The sequence below is a fragment of the Pantoea sp. Mb-10 genome (assembly GCF_021272205.1).
Lineage (GTDB): Bacteria > Pseudomonadota > Gammaproteobacteria > Enterobacterales > Enterobacteriaceae > Pantoea.
In genome coordinates this window covers 74,960-101,261 of record NZ_JAJSDX010000009.1, presented here as the reverse complement: position 1 = coordinate 101,261, position 26,302 = coordinate 74,960, and the positions used below count along the sequence as shown (strand labels likewise).

At 53.7% G+C, this 26,302-nt stretch carries 23 protein-coding genes and 2 pseudogenes; 18 read left to right on the top strand and 7 right to left on the bottom strand.

Annotation, left to right across the window (positions count from 1 at the left end):
- Positions 1–4: 4 nt before the first annotated feature.
- Positions 5–361: a MarR family winged helix-turn-helix transcriptional regulator gene (locus LU196_RS17895; RefSeq protein WP_232761215.1), complete on the bottom strand. Its 357-nt coding sequence runs from the start codon at positions 359–361 to the stop codon at positions 5–7.
- Between the two features lie 19 nt (positions 362–380).
- On the opposite strand from LU196_RS17895, the gene LU196_RS17890 reads away from it, so the two are divergent.
- Both LU196_RS17890 and LU196_RS17885 read left to right on the top strand, forming a co-directional pair.
- The gene (locus LU196_RS17890) at positions 381–632 is read left to right on the top strand and encodes a hypothetical protein (protein ID WP_232761216.1); all 252 of its coding nucleotides are present in this window, start codon (positions 381–383) and stop codon (positions 630–632) included.
- 20 nt (positions 633–652) lie between these two features.
- The gene (locus LU196_RS17885) at positions 653–883 is read left to right on the top strand and encodes an EexN family lipoprotein (RefSeq protein ID WP_232761217.1); all 231 of its coding nucleotides are present in this window, start codon (positions 653–655) and stop codon (positions 881–883) included.
- 369 nt (positions 884–1,252) lie between these two features.
- Here LU196_RS17885 and LU196_RS17880 read toward each other — a convergent pair whose 3' ends face one another.
- Positions 1,253–2,839, bottom strand: coding sequence for a diguanylate cyclase (locus tag LU196_RS17880; protein ID WP_232761218.1), 1,587 nt, complete (start codon positions 2,837–2,839; stop codon positions 1,253–1,255).
- 371 nt (positions 2,840–3,210) lie between these two features.
- Between LU196_RS17880 and LU196_RS17875 the strand changes: the two genes are divergently transcribed.
- The 7 genes from LU196_RS17875 to LU196_RS17845 all read left to right on the top strand — a co-directional run bounded on the left by LU196_RS17875 (position 3,211) and on the right by LU196_RS17845 (position 11,141).
- Entirely contained in the window at positions 3,211–3,750 is a 540-nt protein-coding gene (locus LU196_RS17875; RefSeq protein WP_232761219.1) for a sorbitol dehydrogenase family protein, read from the top strand.
- A 19-nt stretch (positions 3,751–3,769) separates the two neighbouring features.
- Positions 3,770–5,398: a GMC family oxidoreductase gene (locus tag LU196_RS17870; RefSeq protein WP_232761220.1), complete on the top strand. Its 1,629-nt coding sequence runs from the start codon at positions 3,770–3,772 to the stop codon at positions 5,396–5,398.
- A gap of 2 nt (positions 5,399–5,400) precedes the next feature.
- The gene (locus LU196_RS17865; RefSeq protein WP_232761221.1) at positions 5,401–6,771 is read left to right on the top strand and encodes a cytochrome c; all 1,371 of its coding nucleotides are present in this window, start codon (positions 5,401–5,403) and stop codon (positions 6,769–6,771) included.
- Positions 6,772–6,828: 57 nt separating this feature from the next.
- On the top strand, positions 6,829–7,329 hold the full coding sequence (locus LU196_RS17860) for a sorbitol dehydrogenase family protein (RefSeq protein ID WP_232761222.1): 501 nt from the start codon (positions 6,829–6,831) through the stop codon (positions 7,327–7,329).
- Positions 7,330–7,348: 19 nt separating this feature from the next.
- Positions 7,349–8,953, top strand: coding sequence for a GMC family oxidoreductase (locus tag LU196_RS17855; RefSeq protein WP_232761223.1), 1,605 nt, complete (start codon positions 7,349–7,351; stop codon positions 8,951–8,953).
- Complete coding sequence (locus LU196_RS17850) at positions 8,946–10,280, top strand: cytochrome c (RefSeq protein ID WP_232761224.1); 1,335 nt, start codon at positions 8,946–8,948, stop codon at positions 10,278–10,280. The genes LU196_RS17855 and LU196_RS17850 overlap by 8 nt, the downstream gene beginning before the upstream one ends.
- Before the next feature lie 126 nt (positions 10,281–10,406).
- On the top strand, positions 10,407–11,141 hold the full coding sequence (locus LU196_RS17845) for a 2-phosphosulfolactate phosphatase (protein ID WP_232761302.1): 735 nt from the start codon (positions 10,407–10,409) through the stop codon (positions 11,139–11,141).
- An 85-nt stretch (positions 11,142–11,226) separates the two neighbouring features.
- On the opposite strand, the gene LU196_RS17840 is transcribed toward LU196_RS17845, so the two are convergent.
- Positions 11,227–11,967 (bottom strand): metallophosphoesterase, encoded by a 741-nt coding sequence (locus tag LU196_RS17840; protein WP_232761225.1) that lies wholly within the window; start codon positions 11,965–11,967, stop codon positions 11,227–11,229.
- Positions 11,968–12,470: 503 nt separating this feature from the next.
- Here LU196_RS17840 and LU196_RS17835 point away from each other — a divergent pair.
- Together LU196_RS17835 and LU196_RS17830 are read left to right on the top strand one after the other, a co-directional pair.
- Positions 12,471–13,679 carry an AAA family ATPase gene (locus LU196_RS17835; protein ID WP_232761226.1) on the top strand — a complete coding sequence of 403 codons (1,209 nt, stop codon included), beginning with the start codon at positions 12,471–12,473 and terminating at the stop codon, positions 13,677–13,679.
- Positions 13,676–14,656, top strand: coding sequence for a ParB/RepB/Spo0J family partition protein (locus LU196_RS17830; protein ID WP_232761227.1), 981 nt, complete (start codon positions 13,676–13,678; stop codon positions 14,654–14,656). Before LU196_RS17835 ends, LU196_RS17830 begins: the two co-directional genes overlap by 4 nt.
- Before the next feature lie 1,011 nt (positions 14,657–15,667).
- On the opposite strand, the gene LU196_RS17825 is transcribed toward LU196_RS17830, so the two are convergent.
- Positions 15,668–16,525, bottom strand: coding sequence for a RepB family plasmid replication initiator protein (locus LU196_RS17825; RefSeq protein WP_255697916.1), 858 nt, complete (start codon positions 16,523–16,525; stop codon positions 15,668–15,670).
- A 756-nt stretch (positions 16,526–17,281) separates the two neighbouring features.
- On the opposite strand from LU196_RS17825, the pseudogene LU196_RS17820 reads away from it, so the two are divergent.
- Positions 17,282–17,452 (top strand): annotated as a pseudogene (locus LU196_RS17820) (IS21 family transposase); the annotation flags it as partial.
- A gap of 624 nt (positions 17,453–18,076) precedes the next feature.
- Here LU196_RS17820 and LU196_RS17815 read toward each other — a convergent pair.
- Positions 18,077–19,252, bottom strand: coding sequence for a hypothetical protein (locus tag LU196_RS17815; protein WP_232761229.1), 1,176 nt, complete (start codon positions 19,250–19,252; stop codon positions 18,077–18,079).
- Positions 19,253–19,400: 148 nt separating this feature from the next.
- Here LU196_RS17815 and LU196_RS17810 point away from each other — a divergent pair, with 148 nt between their 5' ends.
- The 4 genes and pseudogenes from LU196_RS17810 (at position 19,401) to LU196_RS17800 (ending at position 21,395) form a co-directional block, all read left to right on the top strand.
- Positions 19,401–19,634 carry a hypothetical protein gene (locus LU196_RS17810; protein ID WP_232761230.1) on the top strand — a complete coding sequence of 78 codons (234 nt, stop codon included), beginning with the start codon at positions 19,401–19,403 and terminating at the stop codon, positions 19,632–19,634.
- Between the two features lie 501 nt (positions 19,635–20,135).
- Positions 20,136–20,237 (top strand): annotated as a pseudogene (locus tag LU196_RS20425) (methyl-accepting chemotaxis protein); the annotation flags it as partial.
- A gap of 17 nt (positions 20,238–20,254) precedes the next feature.
- Positions 20,255–20,647, top strand: a complete 393-nt coding sequence (locus LU196_RS17805) for a hypothetical protein (protein ID WP_232761231.1) — start codon at positions 20,255–20,257, stop codon at positions 20,645–20,647.
- Between the two features lie 535 nt (positions 20,648–21,182).
- Positions 21,183–21,395: a hypothetical protein gene (locus LU196_RS17800; protein ID WP_232761232.1), complete on the top strand. Its 213-nt coding sequence runs from the start codon at positions 21,183–21,185 to the stop codon at positions 21,393–21,395.
- Positions 21,396–21,544: 149 nt separating this feature from the next.
- Here the strand turns inward: LU196_RS17800 and LU196_RS17795 are convergent, their stop codons facing one another.
- On the bottom strand, positions 21,545–22,714 hold the full coding sequence (locus tag LU196_RS17795) for a cell wall metabolism sensor histidine kinase WalK (protein ID WP_232761233.1): 1,170 nt from the start codon (positions 22,712–22,714) through the stop codon (positions 21,545–21,547).
- Positions 22,711–23,412: a response regulator transcription factor gene (locus LU196_RS17790; RefSeq protein ID WP_232761234.1), complete on the bottom strand. Its 702-nt coding sequence runs from the start codon at positions 23,410–23,412 to the stop codon at positions 22,711–22,713. Before LU196_RS17790 ends, LU196_RS17795 begins: the two co-directional genes overlap by 4 nt.
- Before the next feature lie 274 nt (positions 23,413–23,686).
- Between LU196_RS17790 and LU196_RS17785 the strand changes: the two genes are divergently transcribed.
- Together LU196_RS17785 and LU196_RS17780 are read left to right on the top strand one after the other, a co-directional pair.
- Complete coding sequence (locus tag LU196_RS17785) at positions 23,687–24,625, top strand: aminoimidazole riboside kinase (protein ID WP_232761235.1); 939 nt, start codon at positions 23,687–23,689, stop codon at positions 24,623–24,625.
- 145 nt (positions 24,626–24,770) lie between these two features.
- On the top strand, positions 24,771–26,291 hold the full coding sequence (locus tag LU196_RS17780; protein ID WP_232761236.1) for a carbohydrate porin: 1,521 nt from the start codon (positions 24,771–24,773) through the stop codon (positions 26,289–26,291).
- Positions 26,292–26,302 lie beyond the last annotated feature (11 nt).

Below are 26,302 nucleotides of genomic sequence, written 5' to 3'. Positions count from 1 at the left end.
TTCGCTAAAGCGGCAGCCGGGCGATCTGCACCAGCCATCGTCTGACGATGGCTTCATCTTTCGGCGTGACATCAGCCAGCAGGCCCGCTTCAGCGCTGCGCACCGCCTCTTTGCTACGTGCGAGCACCTCATGCCCAGCCTCCGAGAGTGCGATAACCTGAATTCTGCCGTGCTCAGCGTGTGGACGTCGAAGAATCATGCCGAGCCGCGCCAGATTCGCCACAATAACGCTCATGGTTTGTGGGGTCAGCAGCGACAGCCGCGCCAGCTCCGCGCCCGATGCGCCAGGATAGGCGGCAAGCATGGTCATCACCGAGAACTGCGGCAGCGTCAACCCCGCTGGTTTCAGCGCGTCTTCCATTCGTACCTTGTGTTACCGCATGCGCCTGGCGCAGCAGCCCATTTCCGATGCGCTCTATGCGCAGGTGCACGCGGCCTTTACCGTTGAGGAGACCCGCTTTCTCACCGCAGCGATCGGTGCCATCAACGCATGGAACCGATCGCTGGCGCGCTTCGGTCTCGCCGCCGCTGTAACTTCGACCGCGCGCAGGCAGAAACGCACCGCGCTCACCTCGCGGCTCGGAAATGTTAAGATGGCAGCAGAATACCGCTATAATCAGTCTCGGAACTGATTGACGAAAAGGAAGAATAAATGAAGACAGGATTACTTTCCCTGACGCTGCTGAGTGCCCTGGTGCTGGCCGGATGTGATGACGAGGCAAAAAGCATCGAGTGGTATCAGGCGCACGACAAAGAGCGTAACGCTAAATTTGAGACCTGTAAGAACGACGCCAATCCGCGCGGCACGGAAGATTGCCGTAACGCCATCGACGCCACGTTTCGCAGTGGTTCTTACACCAAGAGCCCAGAAAAAGGCTGGTAAGCCGTTACCACGCCGCCGCAACCAGGGTGAGGTCAGCGCGCCTGGCGCGAGTATGTGATTTTATGGCGGCCTCAACGCCTTCCGGCGAAGCGCTCAGGTAAAGCGTAGGTTGCAGGCTGCTTGAATAGCGGCCTGGCAGTCTGGAGCCGGACAGCGCAAACGCACGAGAGTCCGGCTCGATCGTCCGATAAAAAATCCCGTCGATTTCGCAACAAAATAGCGTGATATCCATGAGCCTGTCTCACTGTAGGGAAGATATCATCACTCTCTAACGAACGTAGCAGGCCTTCAACCCTCAAAGCTCCTCCCCTGCCGCGCACGCCGCACGGAAAGCAGACATAATCCCGCGCGGCACGGCCCGCAGCACCGCTAGGACAATTGCGCTGCGCTGTACGGGATGAAGCCTGCGGAGGTGGCCATCACGACCTTATTGCGCCCGGCATTTTTGGCTTCATAAAGCGCTTCATCTGCACGGCGCAGCACAACCTCAAGCCCCTCAAGCCCCTCAAAACTGGCAACGCCCGCCGACACGGTGATCTCCCCCGCATAAGGGAACGTCGTGGCCATTACCGTTTTACGCATGCGCTCTGCGATGCGCGCTGCGGCATCCAGCGCGGTTAACGGCAGCAGCAGGATAAACTCCTCTCCGCCAAAGCGGCTTATCACATCACCGGTTCGCCCGGCGTCGCGAAGCAGGCTGGCAATCTGCACCAGCACGGCATCGCCGGCATCATGCCCGTACCAGTCATTCACCTTCTTGAAATGGTCAATATCAATGGCCAGCACGCAGAAGGGCTGCTCGCTATCCCATTTCTCCACCAGCGTGTAAAAGCCGCGGCGATTCAGCAGACCGGTAAGCGGATCCGTCATCGCTTCGTCATGAAGCACGGCCAGACGACCGGCAACCGCATGGCGGTGCAGCTGCACCGCCTCTTTTAAGCGATCCGCTTCGTAATACCAGCCGTTAATCGATTCCAGTGAAGCCGCCTGCGCGTCGCTTCCTCCATCTCGCACCCGGTCCGCCAGCTTTTCCAGCGGAGAGGCCACGCGCCCCGCTAAAAGCGCCATAACCGCAGCCGTCAAAATAATGATACCCAGCAAGAACCAGCACGCGTTCAGCACCGTTTTGATCAAAATACTTTCTACCGTTTCAGATGTCCCGGCGATAAAAATATTCCAGTCTGTTACATGCATGCTGGCGTAGCCCGTGAGCAGCACCTTGCCGCCACTCTTTTCGCTGAAGCGGCCGGTTTCGGTGGTCGCCACCTGTTTTAGCAGCTGCGCGTTTAGCGTCATCCGCTCGCCTACGCAGGCAGGATCATGGCTAAAGATGATCAGCCCATCGTTGCTGACAATACTGACGGTCGCGCTTTTACCGTAAAAATGTTGGCTCAGAATAGTGCTCAGCATGCTCTGTTTTTTGAGGTAAATAGTGCCGCCCATGTAACCCAGGTACTGGCCATCAGAGGCCAACAGCGGCTGGGAAATGAATACCACGTAGTTGCCCGAGACCGAGGTATAAGGCGCAGAGATAAAGGGCTTTTGCGTGCTTATCGCCCGGCGGCTAACCTCTGAATAGACCTTTACGCCCACCATGTTCAGGCTACCGGGTGAGGTCGCGGTAATCACGGCGTGACGGTCAACCACCACCACAGAATTGAAAAAGCCTGACTGCATGCGCAGCCGCTCAGTTTCTTGCTGCAGCAGGTGAATATCGTCCAGGCGGCGGATTTGGGTCGCACTCCATGCCAGCTCGCGCTGCGCCGTGGCCAGATATAAATCGGTGGTTTCCGCCAGCTTGCGGGCATAGGCGATGTTGCTTTCGAGCAGGCTGCTCTCAATGTTGCTCTTCTGGAAAAGCAGCAGCGCGCCCAGCAGAAAGCAGGAGGTAAAAACGATGCCACCCACTGAGAGGGTGATAAGCAGCGTGCGAAGGCGAAACTTTCTCAAAGGCATAGAGCAGGCCTGAACTTTTTTACTGAGTGTAGCGAGTCAGGCTTTAAACGATCGGCGAAATAACCCCCTATCTTGCCTTCTGATTGCACGCTATCGCGGCCAAATTCGCTCAGCTGATGCCTTGTGAAGGAAGCGCATTTCTACGGTGACTTGCCTTTCATTCGATAGCACGCTGTGCAAATTAGCCGCAAAAAGTGAACAGGAATGTTAATTTTGTATCGGTTCTGTTTAAGGTCCATTTAATATGATAATAACAATAGTAATTATTAACAACAAAACTAACTAACGCATAGCAATTATCACGCCCGGTTACCATGAATTTTCCTGGCGACCCGGTGATTTTGAGCCGTGTTCATTAACAGGGATTTATCATGTCAACTTCACGTGACCTGCCAGCAGGCCATGTCCACTTATCACGCCGGCAAGTTTTGCTGTCAGGTGCGGCGATGGTGGCTGGCGGACTGGTCAGCGCGGCGCTGCCGCGTTGGGCTTTCGCCGACTCCTCACTTCATTTTATTCCGTTTATGCAGGTTTCGCGTCTGCTGGTGAACCACGAGCTCGACGACGCAGTGGGCGCACGCATGCTGGCATTATTGCAGGTGGAAGATGCTCAGCTGGGGCAGAAACTCAGCCAGTTGCTCGCCATTGCGCGATCGCAGCAGGCCACGGTCGTGGAAGCGTTCTTCCCCGCGATCCCCGCCGGTCCGGTACAGGCTCTCGCCTATCGCATCATCTTTGGCTGGTACACCGGTAGCCTGACCGCAACGCGCAGCGCGAAAAGCGTTGCGTTTGAGCAGGCCCTCACGTGGCGCACCACACAGGATATCCTGACCATTCCCTCTTATGGCATCAGTGGTCCTAACCAGTGGCAACGCGCTAACGTCCCGGTGCTTCCCGTACCGCAATTCTGACCTGACAAAGAGGGTAAAAATGGCTGAGTCTTCACAATCCCCTGTCGTAATCGTTGGCACTGGCGTGGTCGGTGTCGTTATCGCAGAACAGCTGCTTGACGCCGGTATACCGGTGCTGATGCTGGAAGCCGGTCCGCGCGTCTCGCGGGCAGAAATTGTTGAGAATTATCGCAATCTCCCGCTTGCGGCCAAGGGCAATCCCATTGAGTGTTACCCTTCACGCCCATGGGCACCGCACCCAGAACCCGCAGGCGCGGGAAAAGGTTACCTGCAATTAAGTGGCACCGATTCCTATGCGCAAAGCTACGTGCGCTATGCCGGAGGCTCGACTTGGCACTGGGCGGGTACCTGCTGGCGTTTAACCCCAGCCGATATGCAGCTGCACTCACGTTACGGCGTGGGACGCGACTGGGCATTTGATTACGCTACGCTAGAACCTTACTACACGCGCGCCGAATACCAGCTCGGGGTGTGTGGGCCAGACGATCAGGCCCTGCAATGGCCGCCGCAGCGTTCAAAACCGTATCCGATGCCCGCCTTGCCGTTTGGCCCCGGCGAGGCGCGCTTCACCGAAGTCGTCCGTGAAAAGCTGGGGCTGAACAATATCCCTACAGCACAGGCACGTAACAGCGGCACGTCCTATGACGATCGCCCTGCCTGCTGCGGCAATAATAACTGTGTTCCGGTCTGTCCGATTGGCGCGAAATATGATGGCGCGACCGCACTCTCGCGGCTGGAAGCCAAAGGCGCTGTTATTCGCGACAACGCGGTGGTCTGGCGTATTGAAACCAATGCGCAAAACCGCATTGAAGCGGTCCACTATTACGATCCGCAGCGGCAAAGCCATCGCGTCAGCGGCACCTTGTTTATTATTGCCTGCAACGGCCTGGAAACCCCGAAGCTGCTGCTGATGTCAGCCGATGGGCGTAATCCGGACGGCATTGCAAACCGCTCTGGCCAGGTGGGTCGCAATATGATGGATCACCCACAAATTACCATGACAGTCACGCTGGAGGAGCCCTATTGGGCGGGCGTGGGGCCGGTGGTCAACAGCGGCATCATGGAGACGTCTCAGGGCGATTTCCGCGCTGAGCACGCGGGTGCCTATTTCCGCTTTAATAATTTTGCGCGTAATCGCTTTGTGACCTTCGATGCGCTGCAGAAGGGGCTGGTGGGTAAAGCATTGGACGAAGAGATCCGCCGGATGACCGCCTGTACTGCCGATATCGTACTGGCGCATGAGATCCTGCCCGATGCCAATAACCGTTTGACGCTGAGCGATAAAAAAGATGGGTTGGGATTGCCAAAACCGGCCATCCACTATGACGTAGGTGACTACGTGCGCCGCTCGCTGGAGGTGTATTCCCTGCCAATCGCCAACCGGATTGCCGATGCGATGGGCGCTACGCACCGCGTCTTCTCAAAACAGTTTAATCAGAGCAAGCACATCATGGGTGGCACTATTATGGGCCTTGACCCGGCCAATTCCGTCGTTGACGCCGAGTGCCGCACGCACGATCACCCTAACCTGTTTCTGCCCGGTGGCGGCGCCATGGCCAGCACCGCCTGCGGTAACAGCACGTTGACCATGGTCGCGCTCGCCTTCAAGGCTGCTGATGCCATTGTCAAACAGGCGCAGGAGGCTTGAAGATGCTGAAGCTGAAACAGCTCGCGCTCAGTTTGCTGCTCATTGGCGGCGCAGCACGGGCCAATGATGATGCACTGATAAAAAAAGGGCAGTATCTGGCAATCGCTTCTGACTGCACCGCCTGCCATACCACTGAACACGGCCAACCCTTTGCGGGGGGGAAAGCAATTGATTCGCCGGTAGGGCAAATTATCGCCACCAATATCACGCCGTCCAACACCGCCGGCATTGGTACCTACACCGAGCAGCAATTTGCGGATGCCTTACGCAAAGGGGTGCGCGCCGACGGTGCGCGGCTTTACCCCGCGATGCCCTACACCGCCTATGCCACCCTGACCGATGAAGATGTACACGCGCTTTATGCGTACTTCATGTCAGCGGTCAAACCCGTTGACCGCGTCACCGAGCAGACTCACCTCCCCTTCCCGCTCAATCTCCGGGTCTCCTTGTTCTTCTGGAATGCCCTGTTTTTAAAGGCGCCTGGTTATACGCCGGATGCCACAAAGAGCGCAGCCTGGAATCGGGGGCGCTATCTGGTTGACGGTGCGACGCACTGCAGTACCTGCCACACGCCTCGTGGCATGTTAATGCAGGAAAAACCACGCGAGGCCTTTACTGGCGCACAGGTCGGTGCCTGGTACGCGCCCAATATTACGGCGAACGCCACCTCCGGTATTGGCGAGTGGTCACAAGACGATTTGGTGACTTATCTCAAAACAGGCCGACTGGCGGGCAAAGCCCAAGCCGCAGGCAGTATGGCTGAAGCCATCACGCACAGCTTCCAGTATCTGTCAGAAGACGACCTGGCGGCTATCGCCGAGTACATGCGTAGCATAGGGGACAGTAGCGCGCCCGCCTCTGGCTCGTCACGCTTCCAGCAGGGCAATGCAGCGAACAGCACGGCGTTTCGGGGTGCCCCTCTTACCTTCCCCGACGACCATGCGGGTGCACGTCTGTACTCAGGCAACTGTGCATCCTGCCACGGTACGCTCGCGCAGGGCACAAAGGATGCGTTCTACCCAAGCCTGTTCCATAACAGCGCCACGGGTGCAGCAAACCCGTCTAACCTGATCGCCACTATTCTCTTAGGCGTACAGCGCCATACTGCCGAAGGAGACGTCTATATGCCGCCTTTTGGTGCTCAGCCGAATGCCCTCAATCATCTTGACGATCGGCAAATCGCCACCTTGTCCAACTGGATTCTGCATAACTATGGCAATGCTGATGTGACCGTGTCACCGGAACAGGTGGCAGAGAGCCGTCGGGGTGGTCCTGCATCATCATTAGTGATGTTTGCTCAAGCGGGTATCGCTGCAGGCGCGCTGCTACTGGCTGTGCTGATCATCGTGGTATGGCGACGCCGTCGCCGTTAATCAACTTTTGTCGCCTACCGTGACGGTGGGCGTCCTTTTAAACCAGGAAAGCTATCAATGCACTATTCACGACGCCGTGCGCTTAAGCTGCTCGGGCTGGTCACGCTGACCAGCGCCACCGGTCAGTTTCTCGCGCTGCCCCCTCTCAAGGCCGCGCAATCTCCCGCTTCACCTGAGGCGCTGGCGGATTTTATGCAGATCTCTCGTCTACTCACCCAGTTGGATGAACTCAATACAACCCTGGCACAGGCACTCTTGATGACGCTGGAGCAAACACACCCCGGCTTCGCCAGCGCTCTGACGCAGCTTAAAAATCGGCTACAAAACCAACCGGCGCTATTACAGCAGGATCGTCTGACGTTTTCTTCCGCGGATGCGGAGAGTGAAAAAATCGCGCAGGCCATCCTTGGCGGCTGGTACAACGGCGTGGTGGGGAAAGGCAAAGGCGCACGCTATGTGACCTACGTTAATACGCTGGCCGCGCAGGCGGTGAGTGACAAGCTGGTTCCACCGAGTTTCTCGTATGGCCCCATCGGTAGCTGGGCGCATCAGCCCTGATTGAGAGAGTGAACATCCCATGAATAATCCCCTTTCCGCCGATGTGGTGGTGATCGGTGCTGGTGTCACCGGTTCGTTGCTGGCTACCCGTCTGGCCAACGCTGGCAAATCTGTGGTGCTGCTGGAATCAGGCCCAAAAATTGATCGCGATCAGTTGGTGGCGCGCTACCGCGCGTCGGCGTTTAAGTCCGATTTTATGTCCCCCTATCCTTTCTCACCGATGGCGCCTCACCCGCGCTATACGCCTGAGCCGGATGACTATTTGCATCAAGCTGGCCCGCACCCTTTCGCGGCGCAATACATCCGCATGTTTGGCGGCACCAGCTGGCATTGGGCCGCACAGCTGTGGCGCTTTGTGCCGAATGATTTTCGTCAGCACAGTCAGTATGGCGTTGGTAAAGACTGGCCGATCGGCTATGACGATCTGGAAGACTATTACTATCAGGCGGAGTGTATTGCCGGTGTCGGCGGTTCGCCCGATAACGGCTCGCCGCGCCGCCATCCCTATCCCATGGCGCGCGTACCGGCATCCTGGCTGCAGCAACGCGTCACCGCACGCCTTGCGCCTGATTTTACCGTGCTGGATGACAGTACCGGCCGAAACAGCCGCAGCTTTGATGGTCGTCCGGCCTGCTGCGGAAACAACAACTGTATGCCGGTCTGTCCGATTGACGCGCAATATCACGGCGGTATCGCGGCACAGCAGGCAGAGAACAGTGGCGTTCGGGTTGTCACTGAAGCGGTGGTTTACAAGCTTGAGCATGACACACAGGGTCGCATTATCGCGGCCAATTACTTTGACTGGAATAAAGCGAGCCATCGCATCACCGCAGAGACGTTTGTGCTGGCCGCCAACGCGATCGAGACGCCCAAGCTGCTTCTGATGTCGGTGAGTGACACCTTCCCGCATGGCATCGCAAACGCGCGCGATACGGTAGGACGTAACCTGTGCGACCATCCAGCTATCGGCGTAACCTTTGACGTAGATGAAGAGATTTGGCCCGGGCGGGGACCGGTTAGCCCCTGCTCTATCGGTCAGTTCCGCGATGGCGCATTTCGGAGTGAACACGCCCCCTTCCGCATTGATATCTCCAATGCTTCGCAGGTGGCTGCCGTCACAAAAGAAGCTCTCTCAGAAGGCTATTTTGGTAAAAAATTACAGGAGCAAATCCGTTTCAGAGCCGCCCGCCGCTTAAGCATTAAAAATGCGCTCGAGCAACTTCCCGATCCGAATAATCGCGTGACGCTGAGTGACAAAAAAGACCCGCTCGGTCTTCCAACGCCATCTTTGTTCTGGAACATCGATGACTATGTGGTTAAAGGCACAGCAAAAACCCGCGAATGCTATGACGCCATCGCCGCCAAACTCGGCGCCACGAATGTTCGCCACAGTAAAAGCGGGAAATTCTCCAATCGCCAGCACATTACAGGCACGTTATCGATGGGGCTGGATCCGGCTACCAGCGTAACCGATGCCTGGGGGCGGGCACACGACCACCCTAACCTGTTCATGGTGGGGACCGGCGTGATGCCCACCGTGGGTACATGCAACGTGACGCTTACGGCGATGGCATTGGCATTGCGTACGGCGGACAAAATTTTGCAGGAGACCCAGCATGGCTAAATACTGGACCACCCTAAGTGGCGCAGGCGTGCTACTTTTTGCTGCCGTGCAAACGCACGCGGCAGACCAAAGCGAACTGATCAAACGCGGCGAATACTTAGCGATCGCAGGTGACTGTGGCGCCTGTCATACGGAAGAGCATCGCGCCCCGTTCAGCGGTGGGCATGCGATTGCCAGCCCGATCGGTACCCTCTTCAGCACGAACATTACGCCCTCCAAAACGGCGGGCATTGGGAACTACAGCGAAGCGCAATTTGCTGCGGCGTTACGTAAGGGCGTCCGCGCCGATGGAAAACAACTTTATCCCGCGATGCCCTATACGGCTTACGCCCGACTCACCGATGACGATGTGTCTGCGCTGTATGCCTATTTTATGCAGGGTGTTCAGCCGGTGGACACGCCAGCAGAAAAGACCGCACTGCCTTTTCCCTTTAATTTGCGCTTTAGTATGGCGGCCTGGAATCTGCTGTTTGCTGATACCCAAGTCTTCCAACCTGATGCGTCACAGTCGGCAACGTGGAATCGCGGTGCCTATCTGGTGCAGGGGTTAACGCACTGCAGCACCTGCCACACGCCGCGCAATGTGCTGATGGCGGAACAGCCCTCAAAAAATCTGCAAGGCGCTTCACTCGGGACGTGGTATGCACCGGATATCACTGCGGCCACGCTTCAGGGTAAATCGCATTGGACCCGACAAATGCTGGCGGACTATCTCGCAACCGGTCATGCGGCAAATGGTGCAACGGCAGGTGGTCCGATGCGCGAAGCCATTGATAAAAGCTTTTCGCGTATGACGCCGCAAGATCGTGACGCGATAGCGACCTATTTGCTCCCCGCAACTACCGAAGCCCCTTCACCTCTGGAATCAAAGGGCCTTACGCCCGTTCAGGGCAATGATTTTCCAGATACGATTGCAGGAATGCACGAAGGTGAGCGGGTATATCGTGACAACTGCGCATCCTGCCACAACCTTTCAGGTCAAGGGCTCAACGGGCTGCCGCCCTTGCAGGCGCATCCCATACTCAACAAACCCACTGCCGATAACGTCGCCATGGCCGTCCTGCAGGGTGTTTGGCCTGAGCACGGACAGGGGATGATCGGGTTTGCTGATTCGCTAAATGATGCGCAAATTGCGGCGGTCACTAACTATGTGATGCAGGATATCGGGCACAGTTCGGTGCAGATCAGCACCAAACGGGTTAGCGTGCTTCGCGCCGGGGGGGAGACGTCGCCGCTGCTGGTGATCTTGCGAATAGGGATGGCGGCAGCAGGAGCCGCGTTGATTATCACGCTATTCTGGTGGCGTAAAAGACGCACCTCGCGCTAATGTCATGTATCCCGCTTTGTAAAAAAAGCGGGATTTTTTTAACTACAAACTCACATGTGATATCGGCCTTCCGGCTGTTGCCGCGCTACCATTGACGCAACGTAAAATAGAGAAGGGGCAGACATGATGAGATGGTTTGAGCAGGCGCAGTTTGAGGTCCGCCTGGAGTGGGGCTCTGCAGCCATCAATGCCATGGCAGGGAGCGTTGACTGCGTGATCATCATCGACGTGATGTCATTTTCCAGCTGCGTCAGTTTGGCGGTTGAAAAGGGCGCGCGTATTTACCCTTACCCCTGGAAAACAGATTCCGCGCACGCGTACGCTCGGTTACGCGCGGCACAGGTCGCCAGCGTGCGCAGTCGATTTACGGGTGAGGGCTACAGTCTTTCCCCTACCTCCATTCAACACATTAATAAGGGTGACGCGCTGGTTCTGCCTTCTCCGAATGGTTCAGCACTCTCGTTTCAGGCACGCGACACCAATGCAACGGTATTCAGCGGATGCTTTAGGAACCTTTCCGCTACAGCCTCGCTCTGTCGTGGCTTTAACCGTATTTTATTGGTGCCGTGTGGCGAACGGTGGCCTGATGGCAGCCTGCGGCCCTGCCTCGAAGATTATGTTGCTGCTGGCGGTATTATCGCGGCCACCGGGCGAAAAGATTGCTCACCGGAAGCTCAGGCGGCGGTTGCGGCATGGCAGGCGTGTCAACAGCGCGAGTTAGAGCCGCTGCATCGCTGCGCGTCTGCGCTTGAACTTCAGCAGCGTGGCTTCAGTAGAGATGTCGAGCTGTGCTTAATGACGGATGCCGCCTCGCTGGGATGCCAGTTATATGATGAGTTTTATGATGCTGCCGAAGCGTAACGCCCGCCTTTGAAGTCTCATCTTTGGGTGGAGAAGCCTTTCAGGTATTGATACATCCTACGCGTCTACTATCAGCCTAAAAACCTTATCGAATTGCAACGTGATGGCTACTTAGGCAGCCATTAACGTAACGATGGACCATTAACATAGGCGGTTCACCAACAGAAGGGATAATTGGCGCTTCGAACCATAATGGATTCGCCGAACAGATGGCGCCGCATATGCTGGTTGGAACGCCTGCAAACGTGCCGGCAACCGGCCGATGAACATGTCCGGTTGCAATCGCTAAAACTCGTCCGGGGTACTTCATTACTATCCGTTCCAGCTCAGCCCTGTCGCGACACATTGTCTCATCTAAGGTTGGAATACCCGACGGAAACAGGTGATGATGCAAAAACAGCATGGAGGGCTTGGTACCCGATTGCATAAGATGTTCCTCAACCCAGGCGAGCCGGCCTTGTAAGCGTCCATGCACATGGCCGCTTACTGTTGAGTCAATACCGAGTAGATCAAGGCTCTCTGTGCTATAGCGAAAATGCAGCAATGCGGATGGCTCATCAGCTAACCAGTACGTATCACTCCACGTCTTCCGCATAAGCACGGGATCATCTGAATTCCCCGGTAACAGCAGCGTAGGGTAAGGTTGGTCATTCAACAGACCAGCAATTTTTTTATATCCTTCATGCCATGTTTCGTCTATCAGATCACCGGTCAGCACCAGGACATCAGGCGATAATTGGCTAAGCCACTGTAGTGCCCGCTCAAAGTCATCTAAAAAATGATTATCGGTTGCGGCGTGAATATCACTTATTTGCGCTATTAACATGCTTTTCCTCATGCTCATTCTTCTACAGCGAAACTTGTCGCGTTTCTCTGCCATCGTGTTCAGCTTAGTTGAGTGTGATTGTTACGCTGATTTCGCTGATGCATTAGCCATGATTTACAGAGAAAGGGATATTAGCGATATTCACTGAATGACTGCTGGATCTTAAATCGCCTAACCACACTGCTTAGCGGAGAGGGGAGGGGATAAGCTGACCGGCCGCAGACCATGTGAAAAGACGGGAATTTCAACCTGAAATAATCTTAAAAAATACATAAAAAACAACAACTTAAACATGAAACCTAAATGGGTAATTTTCACGACGTTGAGGCTTTTACACGGTAAGGCATGAAGTAATTAAACCGTCTCTCTGAGCAAACGGTGCTTGAAGAATAGCAACGCGATCAAGAGATAATTGACCGACAAGGATTTTATGATTTTTCATTAAATGTTGCACACAGCATTCATCTCTGTACACTAGCAAAAAAATGCTAACGGAGCGAAAGATGAAAAGTCATTACGGCGGGGTGGATGAGACGGCGCGCAGGGCCAATGCGATGCTTCGTAGTATGAGCGATGATATCAGCGACAGGCGCAGTGAATTTGGGCTGAATCAGTACTATCAAACCTTCACCCGAAACTCGGTAGCCAATTTACCCAAGTTGAGCCGCAGAGCCGTTGAGCAAGCCATTGAAGAGATGGAGCAGCAAGGGCACGTATTTGGCAAAAAGGATGCGGGGAATGCTCGACATTACGCCCTGACCATCCAAGATGTTGTCGACATTTACGCGCACCGCAAGGTCCCTAAATATCGCGATCTGCATGCTGGCGAAGGTCCTTTTGTGATGTTCGTCGTAAACCTAAAAGGCGGCGTATCAAAAACTGTCAGCACCGTTACGTTGGCGCACGGGCTACGCGTCCATCAGGATTTATTGCAACACGACCTGCGAATTTTGGTCATTGACCTCGATCCACAAGCCTCCAGTACCATGTTCCTGAATCATGCCAACAGCATCGGTTCCATTATGGAAACGGCTGCGCAGGCCATGCTGAACGACCTGGATGCCGACCAGATAAAAGAGGACATTATCAAGCCGACGATTATTCCGGGCGTTGACGTGATCCCGGCCTCTATAGACGACGGATTTATCGCAAGTCAGTGGAACGATTTGGTGCAAGAGCATCTGCCCAACATGCTGCCTTCAGAAGTGTTGCGTCGCACATTGATTGATCGGGTAGCAGATGATTATGACTTTATCTTTATCGACACCGGACCACACCTGGACGCTTTCATGCTCAATGCACTGGCCGCGAGCGACCTGTTGCTGACACCAACGCCTCCCGCGCAGGTCGATTTTCACTCCACATTGAAATACTTAACGCGTCTGCCTGAAATGATTGAGCAGCTCGAGGAGGAGGGGATCACGCCACGCATCAAGGGCAACATCGGTTTTATGTCCAAAATGACGGCTAAGCGCGATCATGAAATGACCCACGGTCTGGCACGTGATGTTTTCACCTCACATATACTGGACGCCACATTGCCTCGCCTGGATGGCTTTGAACGTTGCGGTGAGAGCTTTGATACCATTATCAGCGCCGATCCCAGCTCTTATCCCGGCAGCGCCGAAGCCTTAAAAAATGCTAAACGCGAAGCAGAACGCTTCACCCAGGCCGTGTTTAAACGGATTGAGTTTGTAAGGGGGATGAAATGAAAAAGGGTATGGTCAAACTGGGCCGGCAGCTGGGGAATTCCAGCTTTTCTAAAATGATGAATGAGTCAGAGAGTGAACGTATATTTACCCTCAAATCGGGTGCGGAAGCGCGCTTCACGCTGACAAAAATTCTGCACGACGATATTGAATCTCAAACCTTTGTCGATGCCGCAGTAAACGGCCGCGATCAGGCATTCCTCACGCCGGAATCCGTCAGTGACATCACCCGAACCATCAAATTGCAGCAATTCTTCCCTGCCATTGGCCGGGAAGTAAATGGCCGAGTTGAAATTCTCGATGGCTCACGTCGGCGGGCAGCCTGTATCTATCAGGGCACGCCTTTTGAAGTGCTGGTAACGCGAGATGCGCTGTCGCTGGCTGATGCCAGGCAGCTGGCCGTAGATATCCAGACTGCCCGCGAGCACACGCTTCGTGAATTGGGTAAACGGCTTCGCCTGATGTATCCGGAGGGAACCAGCCAGTCTGAAATTGCCGCAGCGGAAGGCCTGTCGCCTGCTAAGGTGACGCGGGCCTTCCAGGCAGCTTCAGTACCGGACGAGGTAATAGGCATTTTTCCTGCCGTCAGCGAACTCTCAATTAGTGATTATCAGACGCTATTGGATGTGGTTGAAAAAGCCAGCCATAAAAATATTGGTGCAGCCGATCTCGCCGCTGCCGTCCGCGCTCGGTTGGGCGACGAGGCTGCTCCTGCTACTGACGATCCGGCGGTTAAAGCACGTATTCTTCAACATTTTCGCGCTGCAGTAGCCGACGCCAGGTCTGTATCTGCACGCAAAAAGATTATTACGGAAAAATTGGCTGACTTTGCCGATAAAAAGCAGTTTGCCCGCAAGAAAATTGACACGGAAAAGCGTCTGATCACTTATGAATTTTCGCGGGTACCTGCTGAATATCAGGCAGAACTTGATGACGCGGTTCGCGCGGTTATCACCCGTATGCTGGCAGAAACTCGATAATCATCGTTCAATCAAGAAGGGGACAGCCCATTCTTGATTGAACGCTCTTCTACCTATCCCTAACGTTCATAAAGTACCCGAGCGAAAAAACACGTAACCTTATGTAGAATAAGATAAAAAAAAGATATTTTCACATTGAAATTCCCACCTCATCCCATCAATTTATCGTTTAGTTGAGGTTGAGCGCACGCAGTATCTTATTGGCTGATGCAGCTTTGCAAGCTGGCTAACACCACCAGAGAGAGGAAAGACTTACACGCGATGATCTTTTACGGGTCAGTATGCTTGCGTCTTACACTCATACGTCGTCTCCATTTTAACTCTCGGTTAAAAATGACATTGAGTGACATTTAGGCGCACAGGATGAAGCAAATACTTGATTAATAACCAACCTAATTAATCTGCCCCGTAATTTTTCCTTTAGACAAAACCAGCTCCATTCGCTGGTTTTGTCATCGTTACAGCGATGGCCGCGCAAGGCTCAAGGTATTTACTTTCATGGAGCACACTTGCAGAAGGTCAGCTTAATTACCCATCGCAGACTTTTTAAAAAGTAAGCTATACCCTTCATTTTATGGCGTATTGGTGAAAAATGGACGTAGCCAACAAACGAGAGAATTGGTTATGGGCCAGCCAAGTTTGCAAGTGCTCACATTTTTTAGGAAAAGGTATACACCTGCATGCGCCCCCATAAATTTTTAGTCCAAAGGTATCTACTTTCATGCGCTCAGGGACAAACGATAAGGGTAAGGTGTTAGTGGTATTCACTTTCATGCAAAAGCCGGGGTGACAAGGTCACAAAGGTATCTACTTTCATGAATTCACGGCCGCTATGCATGAAAGTAAATACCTTTTGGCTGTAGACCCCTATAAAACACGCAAAGGCGTGGCTCCGCAACATGCAAGCAGATACCTTACGAGGGCTGTCTCATGAAAGTAGATACTTTTTGCAAGGGTTACATGTAAGCAGAGACCTTCCTCCACTGGCATGAAAGTAGATACCTTTTGCGCTTAGTTACCTTGTAACGCTTGCAATTTAGGAGAGCGACTGCTGATAACAAACTGAATTTCACGGCCTTTTTTTAGCTCAGCAAAATCGATGTAGCCAATTTTCTGCAAGTCTGCCATTGCGCGACGAATGATGGCATTTTGCAATTTTACGGGCGAGCCCATTGCCAGTCGCTCACGCAGACGCTTCATGGAGACGAAGAGGGTGCCCGCTGGCATGCTTTCAAAATAGATATAGAGCGACTGAGCAGCTTCTTTGCGCGACAGCTCCGACAGCGCCTTCAGCCCCAATAAAACCTTGTGATCGTAGCGATAGAGCTCCCACAAATTGCTGTCCGCCGTGATCTCGACAGTATCGGTATTCATATTGAGCACGGCGCGCTGTACAAGGTGAGAAAACATCGATTTTTTGCCATCTTTGCTACTAAAGCCCAGCGTTACGCTGGAGATGTTAAACAGCGAATCATGCAGGCGTTTGCGCGAACGCGCGTTGAGATCGGAGGATTTAATACCACACATTTTGGCAAACTCGGTAAACGGCAGCTTAATAGTCTCAGCGCTATAACCATATGTTGAGAAAGCCATAATGATCCCGATCCACGTTTTAAAATCCGTGGACATACTGAGCTTGGCGCCCTGGATCTTGATATCGGTATAACCCTCACGCTTAGCCACTTCAAGACTCGAAAGCTCCTCAGACGCATCAATCATGAAGTCGCGTTTGCCTTTTTCTTTCGGCGCAACCGGCGTAAAGACGCTCAACCTAAGCAAGGCGACGGGTTGGACCGTTTTATTACTATTAGGCTCAAGTAGATAAACGGTGTCCGAATCTTTTTTCACAATGGAAAAAGGGTTATTCATGTCTATGAAATTGTTATCGTTTCCCACTTATCCACATCCTTACCTGGCGCATCGGTGCTAACATGAAAGTAAATACCTTTGTGTCATGAAAGTAAATACCTTTCACATGAAAGTAAATACCCTGAACATGAAAGTGGATACTCGATCCATGAAAGTAAATACCTTTTGCATGAAAGTAGATACCCAAAGTGGCTATTTCATTTTATTTATCAGTAGGATACACGCGCGGTGATCTTTTATGATCTCTTCTTGATCTCTTAATGATCTTTCTTGATCTTAAGATCATTGATCTATTCAGTGGATATGTTGATAACCCTCTCGCTTACTGCGTTAGTCACATCCGCCACAACCGTACTGGCTTTAGAAGAAGGCATGTTATAGGCCATTCCGGAATAGCGGATCTCTTTTGAGACCGCCAATGCAAGCTCACGCGTTCACGCCGCTCAATTTCCAGAAAAACCATTCGAACCCTGATTGTAAGTCCTGACAACGCACCCGTTTGAGGTACCGAAGCCCGTCTTCTGCATATTGATAGCCCTTTTCATGGGGCAGGTCAGGTAGATGGGGTTATTGTACCTGGCATACTACTTACTCCTGATCTGCAACCGCTGAGTTTGGCCAATATCCAACTTGCTACTAGATAGGTCCAAAACGCGATGGCAAAGGTTCTGTGGTTGCCACTTGCGGCTCTGTAAGCAGTATATGGGATGAAGCGGGCCTGCGAACCATAGAGCCTATGGCAGTGCATGACAGCTCAGCCACGTCAGGATGCTGGCGTTCTTCGGCGGTGTCCCTGAAATCTTGGTCCCGGACAACTTTAAAAGCGGGGTTAACAAAGCCCGTTACTATGGATCGGATCTCAACCTGTCCTACCAGCAGCTGGCGGAGCACTATCGGGTTGCGGTGATACCAGCCCGCCATCGGCGAACGATTCAGATAAGGCCGCCACTGCTTTTCGTCGCGGATATGACCCAGACCCGGCTCTCTACGGGGATTTGTCTGCGTGGAGCGCGGTAACGAAAACATGGGTGTGCGGATGCTGATTCTGCTGGCGCCGGCAGGTGTGCAGGGCGCAGAGAATACTCACATCAATCTCTTGTTTGCGGGCTAGCGCTGCATGGCTCGGGGCACAGCGGAACAGCGCGTTGAGCAGCGACCTGTTGTTGTTAAAAAGGGCCAGAGCAGGTAGGGCAGGGTAAAAGTGATGTGCTGTCAGTCCCAATCAGCGAGAATCTGTTGCCGTTCGGCAATCCACCGCTTAGGCGCGTTCATTGCACAGAAACGGCAGTAGGGGCATTCCGGAGAGGCGCAACCGTATCGGTGCACCCCATACCGCAGGCAAACATGCGATCAACGGAAAGCGGGTCCACTGGCTGACGTTGTCGCCGTGTTTTACGAGGTAGCGGCTCCAGCCAACATCAACGTTACAAAGACGTTTGGCGGAGCGCGGGAGGTATATGGGAGCAGAGTATAAAGCGGAGCTCCGAGCATACGAAGGCTCGAAGCCCCAAAAAATGTGTTCGAGACGACTAGCCTTCGAGACTAAATGATTTAATCGGATTTTTTCTGTGTCGCCCAAAATTGCGTTCGAATTTGCTTCTGGACTGCTGCTTCCAGCATTCTTAATTCTCGGTGCCATTTCTGTTGATCGGTCAGTTCTTTATTGTCTTCATAATTTTGAAGAATGTTTTTTGCCTGCGCGATGCCATCACTGTCACTGGCCTTTTCATTATTTCTGTCCAGAATAATAAGCGCATTTTTAAAATCTTTTCTTTGATCTCCTTGCATGCCAATAATATCTTGGTTGTTAATGTTTATTTCCTTTTTGTAGACAGCCATGTTTGTGATTCTCTCTAGTTTTTCTACGTCTTCCTGTAGGAAGTTTTGGTTTTCAGTATGACGTAATCGTCCCAGCACCTCATAACCTATGCCGCTTTTGTTAAAGCTGTCAGGGAAAAGATTTTTCATATTATGCCCTCCCATCCCAATCAATACTTTTTGTGCAGCTTGATTATTTTCAAGTAGATTGACTGCCTGATTTAACAAAAGATGTTTAAGGTTTTTAGGGCTATAGTAGCTTTTTCCGCTATCATTTTTCATGGCAACAGTACCGATACAAAAATCGCCAGAATCTAGCTTCCAGACATTGAAATGCCCGACATAATTGTTATGCTCATCGTTTATTTTTACAGAAATTCCATCATGCGATAAGTATTCTGCTAATGGATAATTTCCTCCTACAGCACCGGGGAAGTCGCAATGTTTGGTTTTACAACTTAGAAGAAACGGTACACCCTGTTGATAATTTTCAGCGGTGAGCGGGGACGTTGTGAGATTTCCAGATGATACTGCACCACATTCAAAGTTAACATTTTTGGCTCCTTTCTGGAGGGTGATTTCTTCTGCCAGCATGATACACCGAGCAACATCCACTGTTGTTTTATTTCCAGTTATCAAATCCTCAAAAATATACTCTTCACCTGGCGTAATAATGTCCTGAATATTGGTCAATTTTGCCGGGTTAACCTTCATTAATGTGCCACTGCTCAATAGCTGTTTTAGATTTTCATTAATGTTTATGCCATTTTTCTCGAGTGTGGCAATATCGCGCATCATGTTTTCTTTGAAAGCATTTTCATCTGTGGCAACCTTTTTTTCTTGCTGCAACGGATCAGGTGAGGTAATTGAAGAAAGATATGCTGAGTGAGAGGGATTTATAGATAACATTAGATATAGTCCTTTATAATCATTCATTGAATACGGTGAATTTTCTCCTAAACGAACGCTATATTTACTTGTTTCGCGGTTCAAAGCGCCGTGGAGGAGGGCACATTATTTCGGCGAACTCATCGATCGCAGCAATAAATTTTCGCTCATGCTCTATCAGCACCTAAGCCAGACTGACAACCGCCATCTGCCCTTGGGCGAGGCCCTGATTACGCAGCGTATCGCTGACATTCGCAAACGGGCTGACTATTACCTTAAAAATGATATCGCCAGTGAGGAAGATAAAACCCTCGCCCTGAAGGAAAGGGTTACGCTGCAGTTGATTGAAGCGCGATTGTTGTTTTTTTTACCGCCTCGGGATGACATCACCTTGTCGATATAGGAAGGCACTGGCGGAAACATCCTTAGCGGTGCCCTCAATCAGCGCAAAGAGGCCCACTGAAGCCAGCGGGCACTGAACTTCACGCGATCAGACCCGCTGCGCGCGCTGAATAATCACATCTATCATCGCACGCTACGGACGATGTCTGCGTGCTGCAGGAGACCTTGATGGCCTTGGCGCTACGGCGTATTCGTGAACGTCTGCTGCGTATTGATGAAGAGATGCTGCACGTAGGTAACATACTGGATGACCGCAGATGTTCAGCGCCAGGATAAAACTGGCGCAATGGCGAAAGCCTGTAATCAGCGTTGGCCTGGCTTGCCAGCGCATTAACCTCGGTCAGTACGGCCTCACTTTTCGTCAGGACGGCGTCTGGGCACTTCGCGGCGGGCAATGAGGATCTATTGCGGACGGATCAACAGGCCGCTTCACTTGAGCAGACTGCCGCCAGCATGGCGTCACGGGAAGGTATGTCAGAGACCATGACTGACATTCGCGCTCATGCAAAAAATTACCGAAATCGTTACGCTCATTGAGGGCAGCGCGTTCCAAACCCCTATTCTGACGCTGAATGCGCCGGTAGAAGCAGTGCATGCAGGTGAACATGGCAAGGGGGTGCCATGGTGGCGGGCGAAGCGCGCCACCTGTCACAGCGTACTCCGCAAGCTGCCCGCGAAATTAAACGGCTTGACACGTTTAATCATCTGGTGGCGTCGGAGGCTGTTCAGGCTGAAGCCGTTACAGGGAATATGTCTGAACTCACGTCAGCATTTCGACAGGTTAACGATTTGGTCAGCGAAATTGGCGCCATCGCAGAGAAGTACAACACCGGTATGACACAGGTTCACCTCGCTGCCAGCCAAATGGATGACGTGACGCAACAAAACGCCTTGATTGAAGTGGCTTTTGCGCGCGCCGTGTCACGTGACTTCAGCGCACGCAAGCCGATACCTGCTGTTCCGGTGAACACGTTAGCGCGCCCAGACCGCGATGCTGATTGGCAGCATTTCTGATCGCGTCTTTCAAGCCGCAATGCTCTTGGAAAACGGGGGATGGTGTTAGAAAACGTCGGGCGATTTTGCCGATTGTCCCGCTGTTTTCAGAAAACAAAAGGCTCGCTAACGGCTTGTCATGGCTGTTATCACGTCTCACCCCGTACAGCAGACCCACGCCTATTTATCCTCAAGGCGAAATGAAGGAGGGAAATAAGCCATTGCAGCTTTTTTTACATCAATAAAACTCTGCATTTGTCGTCAAATAGTCATTAAAAATGCATATTTTACAAGTCAGAAAGCTTCGATTACTATCCCGCTGAGCTTATTTAACAACCATGTTGCGCCTGCGATTTATGCAGTCACGAGGCTGTTAATGAGTATCACGATGTCGTTTAATTTCAATAAATAATAAAAAGTTATAATTTTTCGTTATTTTTATGTCACGCATTTCATTCCACTGGCGCAAAAATTAATTTTGGATGCTTTGAGACGCACTTAAGAAGCATGCTGAAACAGAGCGCACAGCGCTGAATGGGGCAGGGGAATAAGTTATATGGACAATGATGAGCGCCTGGCGCGTGTGAAATTCGAAAAGCTCGCCTGTTTTATTGGTGAAGCCGTTATCTATCTTGCATTAGAAAATCAGGAGACGCGTCGCGAAAACATCCTCACGTTTATCCAGCAAGCACACCTTGATGCTGAGGAAAAACCGTGGGATGAAGAAAAACAGGCGCTGGCACAGCTCGCGGCTAAACTGTTGCAGTAATTCCGTCTACGGCGGCTGTTGCTTCGAGCCGATCTTACGCGGGGCGCGGGTGAGCGCAGTGCGCGGCTCACCGTTTTATGTTGTTTGCTGCAACGCAACGACATCAGGGCGACGTGGAGTACCACATCGCGACTTTCCTCAACGCGACACTACGCTAACGGCAAGGTGATATGAATACGCAGCCCGCCCTGTTTCGGCAGCGTGGCGCTGATTTCACCGCCGTGCGCGCGGCAGATCGCCCGCGCCAGCGAGAGTCCCAGTCCACTGCCGCCAGAGTGGCGTGCCCGCGACCGTTCTCCCCGTGCAAAGCGCTCAAACATGGTGGCGAGAAAGGCCGGATCGACGCCCGGTCCGTTATCCTGAAAAACAATCATGGCGCGTTCGGCGTCCTGCTCAAGCGTAATACGCAGGCTGCTACCCGCGCCCGCATAGCGGAGCGCATTTTCGAGCAGGATAGTGAATACCTGACTCAAGCGCAGAGGATCGGCGTACAGCACCACTTGCGGGCTCTCGCCTGGCTGCTCAATGCGCATGCCCGCTGTGTTAAACTGTGGCGCTATCCACGCGATGCGATCCCGTAATAGCTCCCCAGGGGAGCACGTCACCTTTTCAAGAATCAGCTGTCCGGCATCCGCCAGCGAAAGCAGGTGTAAATCGTCTATCAGGCGGCTGAGGTAGCGCAATTGGCTCATGATCATCGCAGGATGTCGCGGATCGGCGTCAAATACGCCATCCATCAAGCCCTGCAGGCGACCAATGGCTGCAGTTAACGGTGACCGCAACTCGTGCGCCATGGCGACGTGTGACGCGCGCAGTTCACGTTCATAATGCGCCAGCTGGCGACTCATGGCATTGAAGTCGCCGGCAAAATGCTGCACTTCGGCTGGCGCCGCATCCACCAAGGTAGACTCTTCACCAAAGCGGCCCGCCGCCACCGCTTCGGCGGCCCGTCTGAGCTGACTGAACTGCAGCGACAGCGGTCGGGCATGGCGCAGCGCCATAAAAACAATAAAGGGAATGGTTACCAGCACCAGAATGCCCACGGCGATCCAGTCCGAGGAGGCCACCGACGGGTCCGAATAGCGGACTCCCCACCAGGTATCAACGATTTGGTGAAAGCGCGCCGGATTGATTGCCGGGTTTGCCCGCAGCGTTAAAAACTCCTGCAGCACCGACGGCGGCATATGGTGCGTGATCCAGAGATACTGCACGGTAAAACGCAGCCACATGCACAGCGCAATCAGCACCACGGTACCAATGGCCAAAGTCAGAATGCGCAGGCATAGCCAGCGCCACAGTGTTTGTGGATGGGGTTTCATGGCTGACGGAACCTGTAGCCTATGCCGCGCACATTGATCAGGACATCGGTGATGCCCGCCGCCTCCAGTTTGCGTCGCAGATTATAAATATGGGTGTCCACGACGCGCTCCAGCGCGTCACTCTCCGGCAGGCACTGTTCCAGCAGCGTCTGTCGGCTCAGCGCGCGCACGGGCGCGCGCATGAGTGCTACCAGAAGAGAAAACTCGGTAGGCGTCACGTCAATTCGCTGCAAATCACCTTGAGGAGTCGTCACGGTTACCATCATGGCCGCGGTGTCCACCGCTAGCGTCTGCCAACGGAGCACCTCATCAGGCTGCGATACCGCCGCAAGCGCGCTGCGACGCAGAACGGCCTGCACGCGCGCCACCACCTCGCCGGGATGGTAAGGTTTCACGACATAGTCATCTGCGCCATAGCGAAGGGCGCCAATGCGATCGGGGGTATCGCCCATGGCGGTGACCATGATCACCGGTACGTCGCTGGAGCGGCGCAGTTTCGCTAACACTTCCGTCCCGTTGAGGGCTGGGAGCATCACATCCAACAGGATGAGATCCGGTTGCCAGCGTTCAGCTTGCGCGAGGCCGGATAGCCCATCGCTGGCGAGTTTGACGTCATAATTCTCACGACGCAGATAAGCCTCCAGCACCTCGGCCGCATCGGCATCATCCTCAATAATCAAAATCCTCTTGTGCTGCATGGCTCACCTTGAAAATGGGTTTGTTACGCCGAGTTGTTCGTGCCCCATGCCGCGCACATCAGGCGGATTTCGCACTGCCACGATAATAACCAGAAAAAGCGGCTTGTACATGCACGCAACAAGAGGACCGCGCTGAAGTTGTTAATGCGTTCAGTGTGATGGCGGCAACATCTCTGCATAAAAGTTACCACCTGAGGCTGTTTCCGCAGCGCGGGCCATGCATAATACTTGATGTAAGCTAAACCGATTTAGCTTTATTTTGAGGAGAATGAGCATGACAAACCGCGTGTGGTGTCTGGGAGATGCCGTGGTGGATTTACTGCCGGATGAAGCAGGGCGCCTGCTGCAGTGTCCTGGCGGCGCACCGGCAAATGTGGCGGTCGGTATTGCCCGGCTGCAGGGAAATAGCGCTTTTATTGGCCGGGTTGGCGCCGATCCGTTCGGTGATTTTATGTGCCATACGCTTGCACACGAGCGGGTGGATATCGCGTTTATGCAGCGCGATCCGGCGCAGCGAACCTCTACCGTCGTGGTCTCGCTTGATGAGCAGGGCGAGCGCGCTTTCACGTTTATGGTCCGTCCCAGCGCCGATCTTTTTATGACGATTGAAGATTTACCGCCTTTTGCTCCGGGCGAGTGGCTGCACTGCTGTTCCATCGCGCTGGCGCAGGAGCCTTCCAGAAGCGCCACGTTTGCTGCCATGGAGCGGCTTCGCGCAGCCGGTGGGCGGGTGAGTTTCGACCCGAATCTCCGCCACGATCTCTGGCCCGATGAACACAGCCTGCGCAGCGTCCTTAGCCAGGCGTTAACGCTGGCGGACGTCGTGAAACTGTCCGAAGAGGAGTTAGCGTTTATCAGCGACTGCACCGATCGGGCGACAGCGATGCAGGCGCTGGCTGCGCGCTATCAGATCCCGCTACTGCTGGTTACCCAAGGCAGCGCTGGGGTGTTGGCATACCATCAAGAGACCTTGACGCAGTACCCCGGAACGCCGGTGAACAGCGTAGATACCACCGGAGCCGGCGATGCCTTTGTTGCGGGCCTGCTTTGGCGCCTGGCGCAACACGGACTGCCTTCAGCGCCTGCACAACTCGCGGCGCACCTGCGCGTGGCGCAAGCCTGTGGCGCGCTGGCCACTACGGCTAAAGGGGCCATGACCGCACTCCCTACGCATCATCAGCTGCAGCAGCATTGCGACACAGCCGAACATTGAGGCTTTTTTGCGAGTGACTTCACATCCGGCAATACAGATTCGCAAAATTGGTTGCGCAGCGAAATTGGTCATGACTATGATTCGCCGCCTAAACCGGTTTAGCAAAAACATCTGATGATAGCCTTTGCCTCAGGGATATAAAAAAGTGAAAAAAACGCTACTCGCGCTGAGCCTCAGCGCACTTTTCAGTACCGGTTCAGCGTGGGCCGCCACCGACATGAATGCCATTGAGGCGCGTCTGGCGGCCCTGGAGCAGCGGCTTGCCGCTGCGGAACAGCGCGCCAACGTCGCTGAAAGCCGTGCCCAGGCGGCGGAGAAACAGGCCCAGCAGTTGGCAGCGCAGCAGCAGCAAACCCAAACCGCCACGGCGCAGGTGGCGCAACGCACCACGCAGTTGGAGCAACACAGCGCCAGCGACGAGAGCGGTGGCTTTGAGTTTCACGGCTATGCCCGCTCTGGATTGTTGATGAACAGTTCGGCTGCGAAAACGCAAGGGGGGCCTACCGTCACGCCCGCCGGTGAAACCGGCGGTCATGTCGGTCGTTTGGGCAACGAACCTGATACTTACGTTGAACTCAACCTGGAGCACAAGCAAACGCTTGCCAATGGTGCGACGACCCGTTTCAAAGCCATGCTGGCTGACGGGCAGCGTACCTACAATGACTGGACGGCCGCCAGCAGCGACCTCAATCTGCGTCAGGCTTTTGTCGAGCTTGGCCAGCTGCCGGACTTCAGCGGGGCATTCAAAGACGCAACCGTATGGGCCGGTAAGCGCTTTGACCGCGATAATTTCGACATCCACTGGATCGATTCCGACGTGGTGTTCCTGGCGGGCACCGGAGCGGGAATTTATGACATGAAATGGGGCGATGCTGCGCGCAGCAACCTGTCGCTGTATGGTCGCACCTTTGGCGATATCGAAAACAATGACAACACGGCGCAAAACTACATTCTGACCCTGAATAACTTTGTGGGACCGCTTCAGCTGATGGTCAGCGGCATGCGGGCAAAAGATAACGATCAGCGCACCGATCTGGATGGCAATCGGGTTAAAAGCGATGCGGCTAACAACGGTATGCACGCATTGTTAGGTTTGCACAACGACAGCTTTTATGGCCTGCGTGAAGGGTCAGCGAAGACCGCGCTGCTTTATGGTCATGGCTTGGGGGCCGAGGTGAAAGCCGTGGGGTCAGATGGCGCGCTGCTGCCTGATGCCGATACCTGGCGTCTGGCCACTTACGGCATTACGCCGCTGGGGGGCGGCTGGCATATCGCGCCTGCGCTGCTGGCCCAGAGCAGTCAAGATCGCTACGCGAAAGGCGACAGCTATACGTGGGCCACGGCGAACCTGCGGTTTATTCAGGAAATCAGTCAAAACTTCGAAATGCAGTACGAAGGCTCATACCAGTACATGGATCTGCGTCCTGAGGGCTATAACAACCGCAACGCGGTCAGCGGAAATTTCTACAAGCTGACCGTGGCACCCACGCTGAAAGCGAGCGAAGTCGGGGAGTTTCTTAAGCGTCCGGAGATACGCCTGTTTGCCAGCTGGATGGATTGGGATCGCCGTCTCGACAACTATGCCAGCGATGATGCCTTCGGCAGCAGCGGCTTTAAAGCCGGTGGGGAGTGGAGTTTCGGCGTGCAGATGGAAACCTGGTTCTGATAGTCCGGCCC

What these genes read in the sequence shown, in the direction of transcription:
- LU196_RS17895 (WP_232761215.1), bottom strand. Translation starts at nt 361, where the DNA reads ATGGAAGACGCGCTGAAACCAGCGGGGTTGACGCTGCCGCAGTTCTCG.
- LU196_RS17890 (WP_232761216.1), top strand. Translation starts at nt 381, where the DNA reads ATGCGCCTGGCGCAGCAGCCCATTTCCGATGCGCTCTATGCGCAGGTG.
- LU196_RS17885 (WP_232761217.1), top strand. Translation starts at nt 653, where the DNA reads ATGAAGACAGGATTACTTTCCCTGACGCTGCTGAGTGCCCTGGTGCTG.
- LU196_RS17880 (WP_232761218.1), bottom strand. Translation starts at nt 2,839, where the DNA reads ATGCCTTTGAGAAAGTTTCGCCTTCGCACGCTGCTTATCACCCTCTCA.
- LU196_RS17875 (WP_232761219.1), top strand. Translation starts at nt 3,211, where the DNA reads ATGTCAACTTCACGTGACCTGCCAGCAGGCCATGTCCACTTATCACGC.
- LU196_RS17870 (WP_232761220.1), top strand. Translation starts at nt 3,770, where the DNA reads ATGGCTGAGTCTTCACAATCCCCTGTCGTAATCGTTGGCACTGGCGTG.
- LU196_RS17865 (WP_232761221.1), top strand. Translation starts at nt 5,401, where the DNA reads ATGCTGAAGCTGAAACAGCTCGCGCTCAGTTTGCTGCTCATTGGCGGC.
- LU196_RS17860 (WP_232761222.1), top strand. Translation starts at nt 6,829, where the DNA reads ATGCACTATTCACGACGCCGTGCGCTTAAGCTGCTCGGGCTGGTCACG.
- LU196_RS17855 (WP_232761223.1), top strand. Translation starts at nt 7,349, where the DNA reads ATGAATAATCCCCTTTCCGCCGATGTGGTGGTGATCGGTGCTGGTGTC.
- LU196_RS17850 (WP_232761224.1), top strand. Translation starts at nt 8,946, where the DNA reads ATGGCTAAATACTGGACCACCCTAAGTGGCGCAGGCGTGCTACTTTTT.
- LU196_RS17845 (WP_232761302.1), top strand. Translation starts at nt 10,407, where the DNA reads ATGAGATGGTTTGAGCAGGCGCAGTTTGAGGTCCGCCTGGAGTGGGGC.
- LU196_RS17840 (WP_232761225.1), bottom strand. Translation starts at nt 11,967, where the DNA reads ATGTTAATAGCGCAAATAAGTGATATTCACGCCGCAACCGATAATCAT.
- LU196_RS17835 (WP_232761226.1), top strand. Translation starts at nt 12,471, where the DNA reads ATGAAAAGTCATTACGGCGGGGTGGATGAGACGGCGCGCAGGGCCAAT.
- LU196_RS17830 (WP_232761227.1), top strand. Translation starts at nt 13,676, where the DNA reads ATGAAAAAGGGTATGGTCAAACTGGGCCGGCAGCTGGGGAATTCCAGC.
- LU196_RS17825 (WP_255697916.1), bottom strand. Translation starts at nt 16,525, where the DNA reads ATGAATAACCCTTTTTCCATTGTGAAAAAAGATTCGGACACCGTTTAT.
- LU196_RS17815 (WP_232761229.1), bottom strand. Translation starts at nt 19,252, where the DNA reads ATGTTATCTATAAATCCCTCTCACTCAGCATATCTTTCTTCAATTACC.
- LU196_RS17810 (WP_232761230.1), top strand. Translation starts at nt 19,401, where the DNA reads ATGCTCTATCAGCACCTAAGCCAGACTGACAACCGCCATCTGCCCTTG.
- LU196_RS17805 (WP_232761231.1), top strand. Translation starts at nt 20,255, where the DNA reads ATGGTGGCGGGCGAAGCGCGCCACCTGTCACAGCGTACTCCGCAAGCT.
- LU196_RS17800 (WP_232761232.1), top strand. Translation starts at nt 21,183, where the DNA reads ATGGACAATGATGAGCGCCTGGCGCGTGTGAAATTCGAAAAGCTCGCC.
- LU196_RS17795 (WP_232761233.1), bottom strand. Translation starts at nt 22,714, where the DNA reads ATGAAACCCCATCCACAAACACTGTGGCGCTGGCTATGCCTGCGCATT.
- LU196_RS17790 (WP_232761234.1), bottom strand. Translation starts at nt 23,412, where the DNA reads ATGCAGCACAAGAGGATTTTGATTATTGAGGATGATGCCGATGCGGCC.
- LU196_RS17785 (WP_232761235.1), top strand. Translation starts at nt 23,687, where the DNA reads ATGACAAACCGCGTGTGGTGTCTGGGAGATGCCGTGGTGGATTTACTG.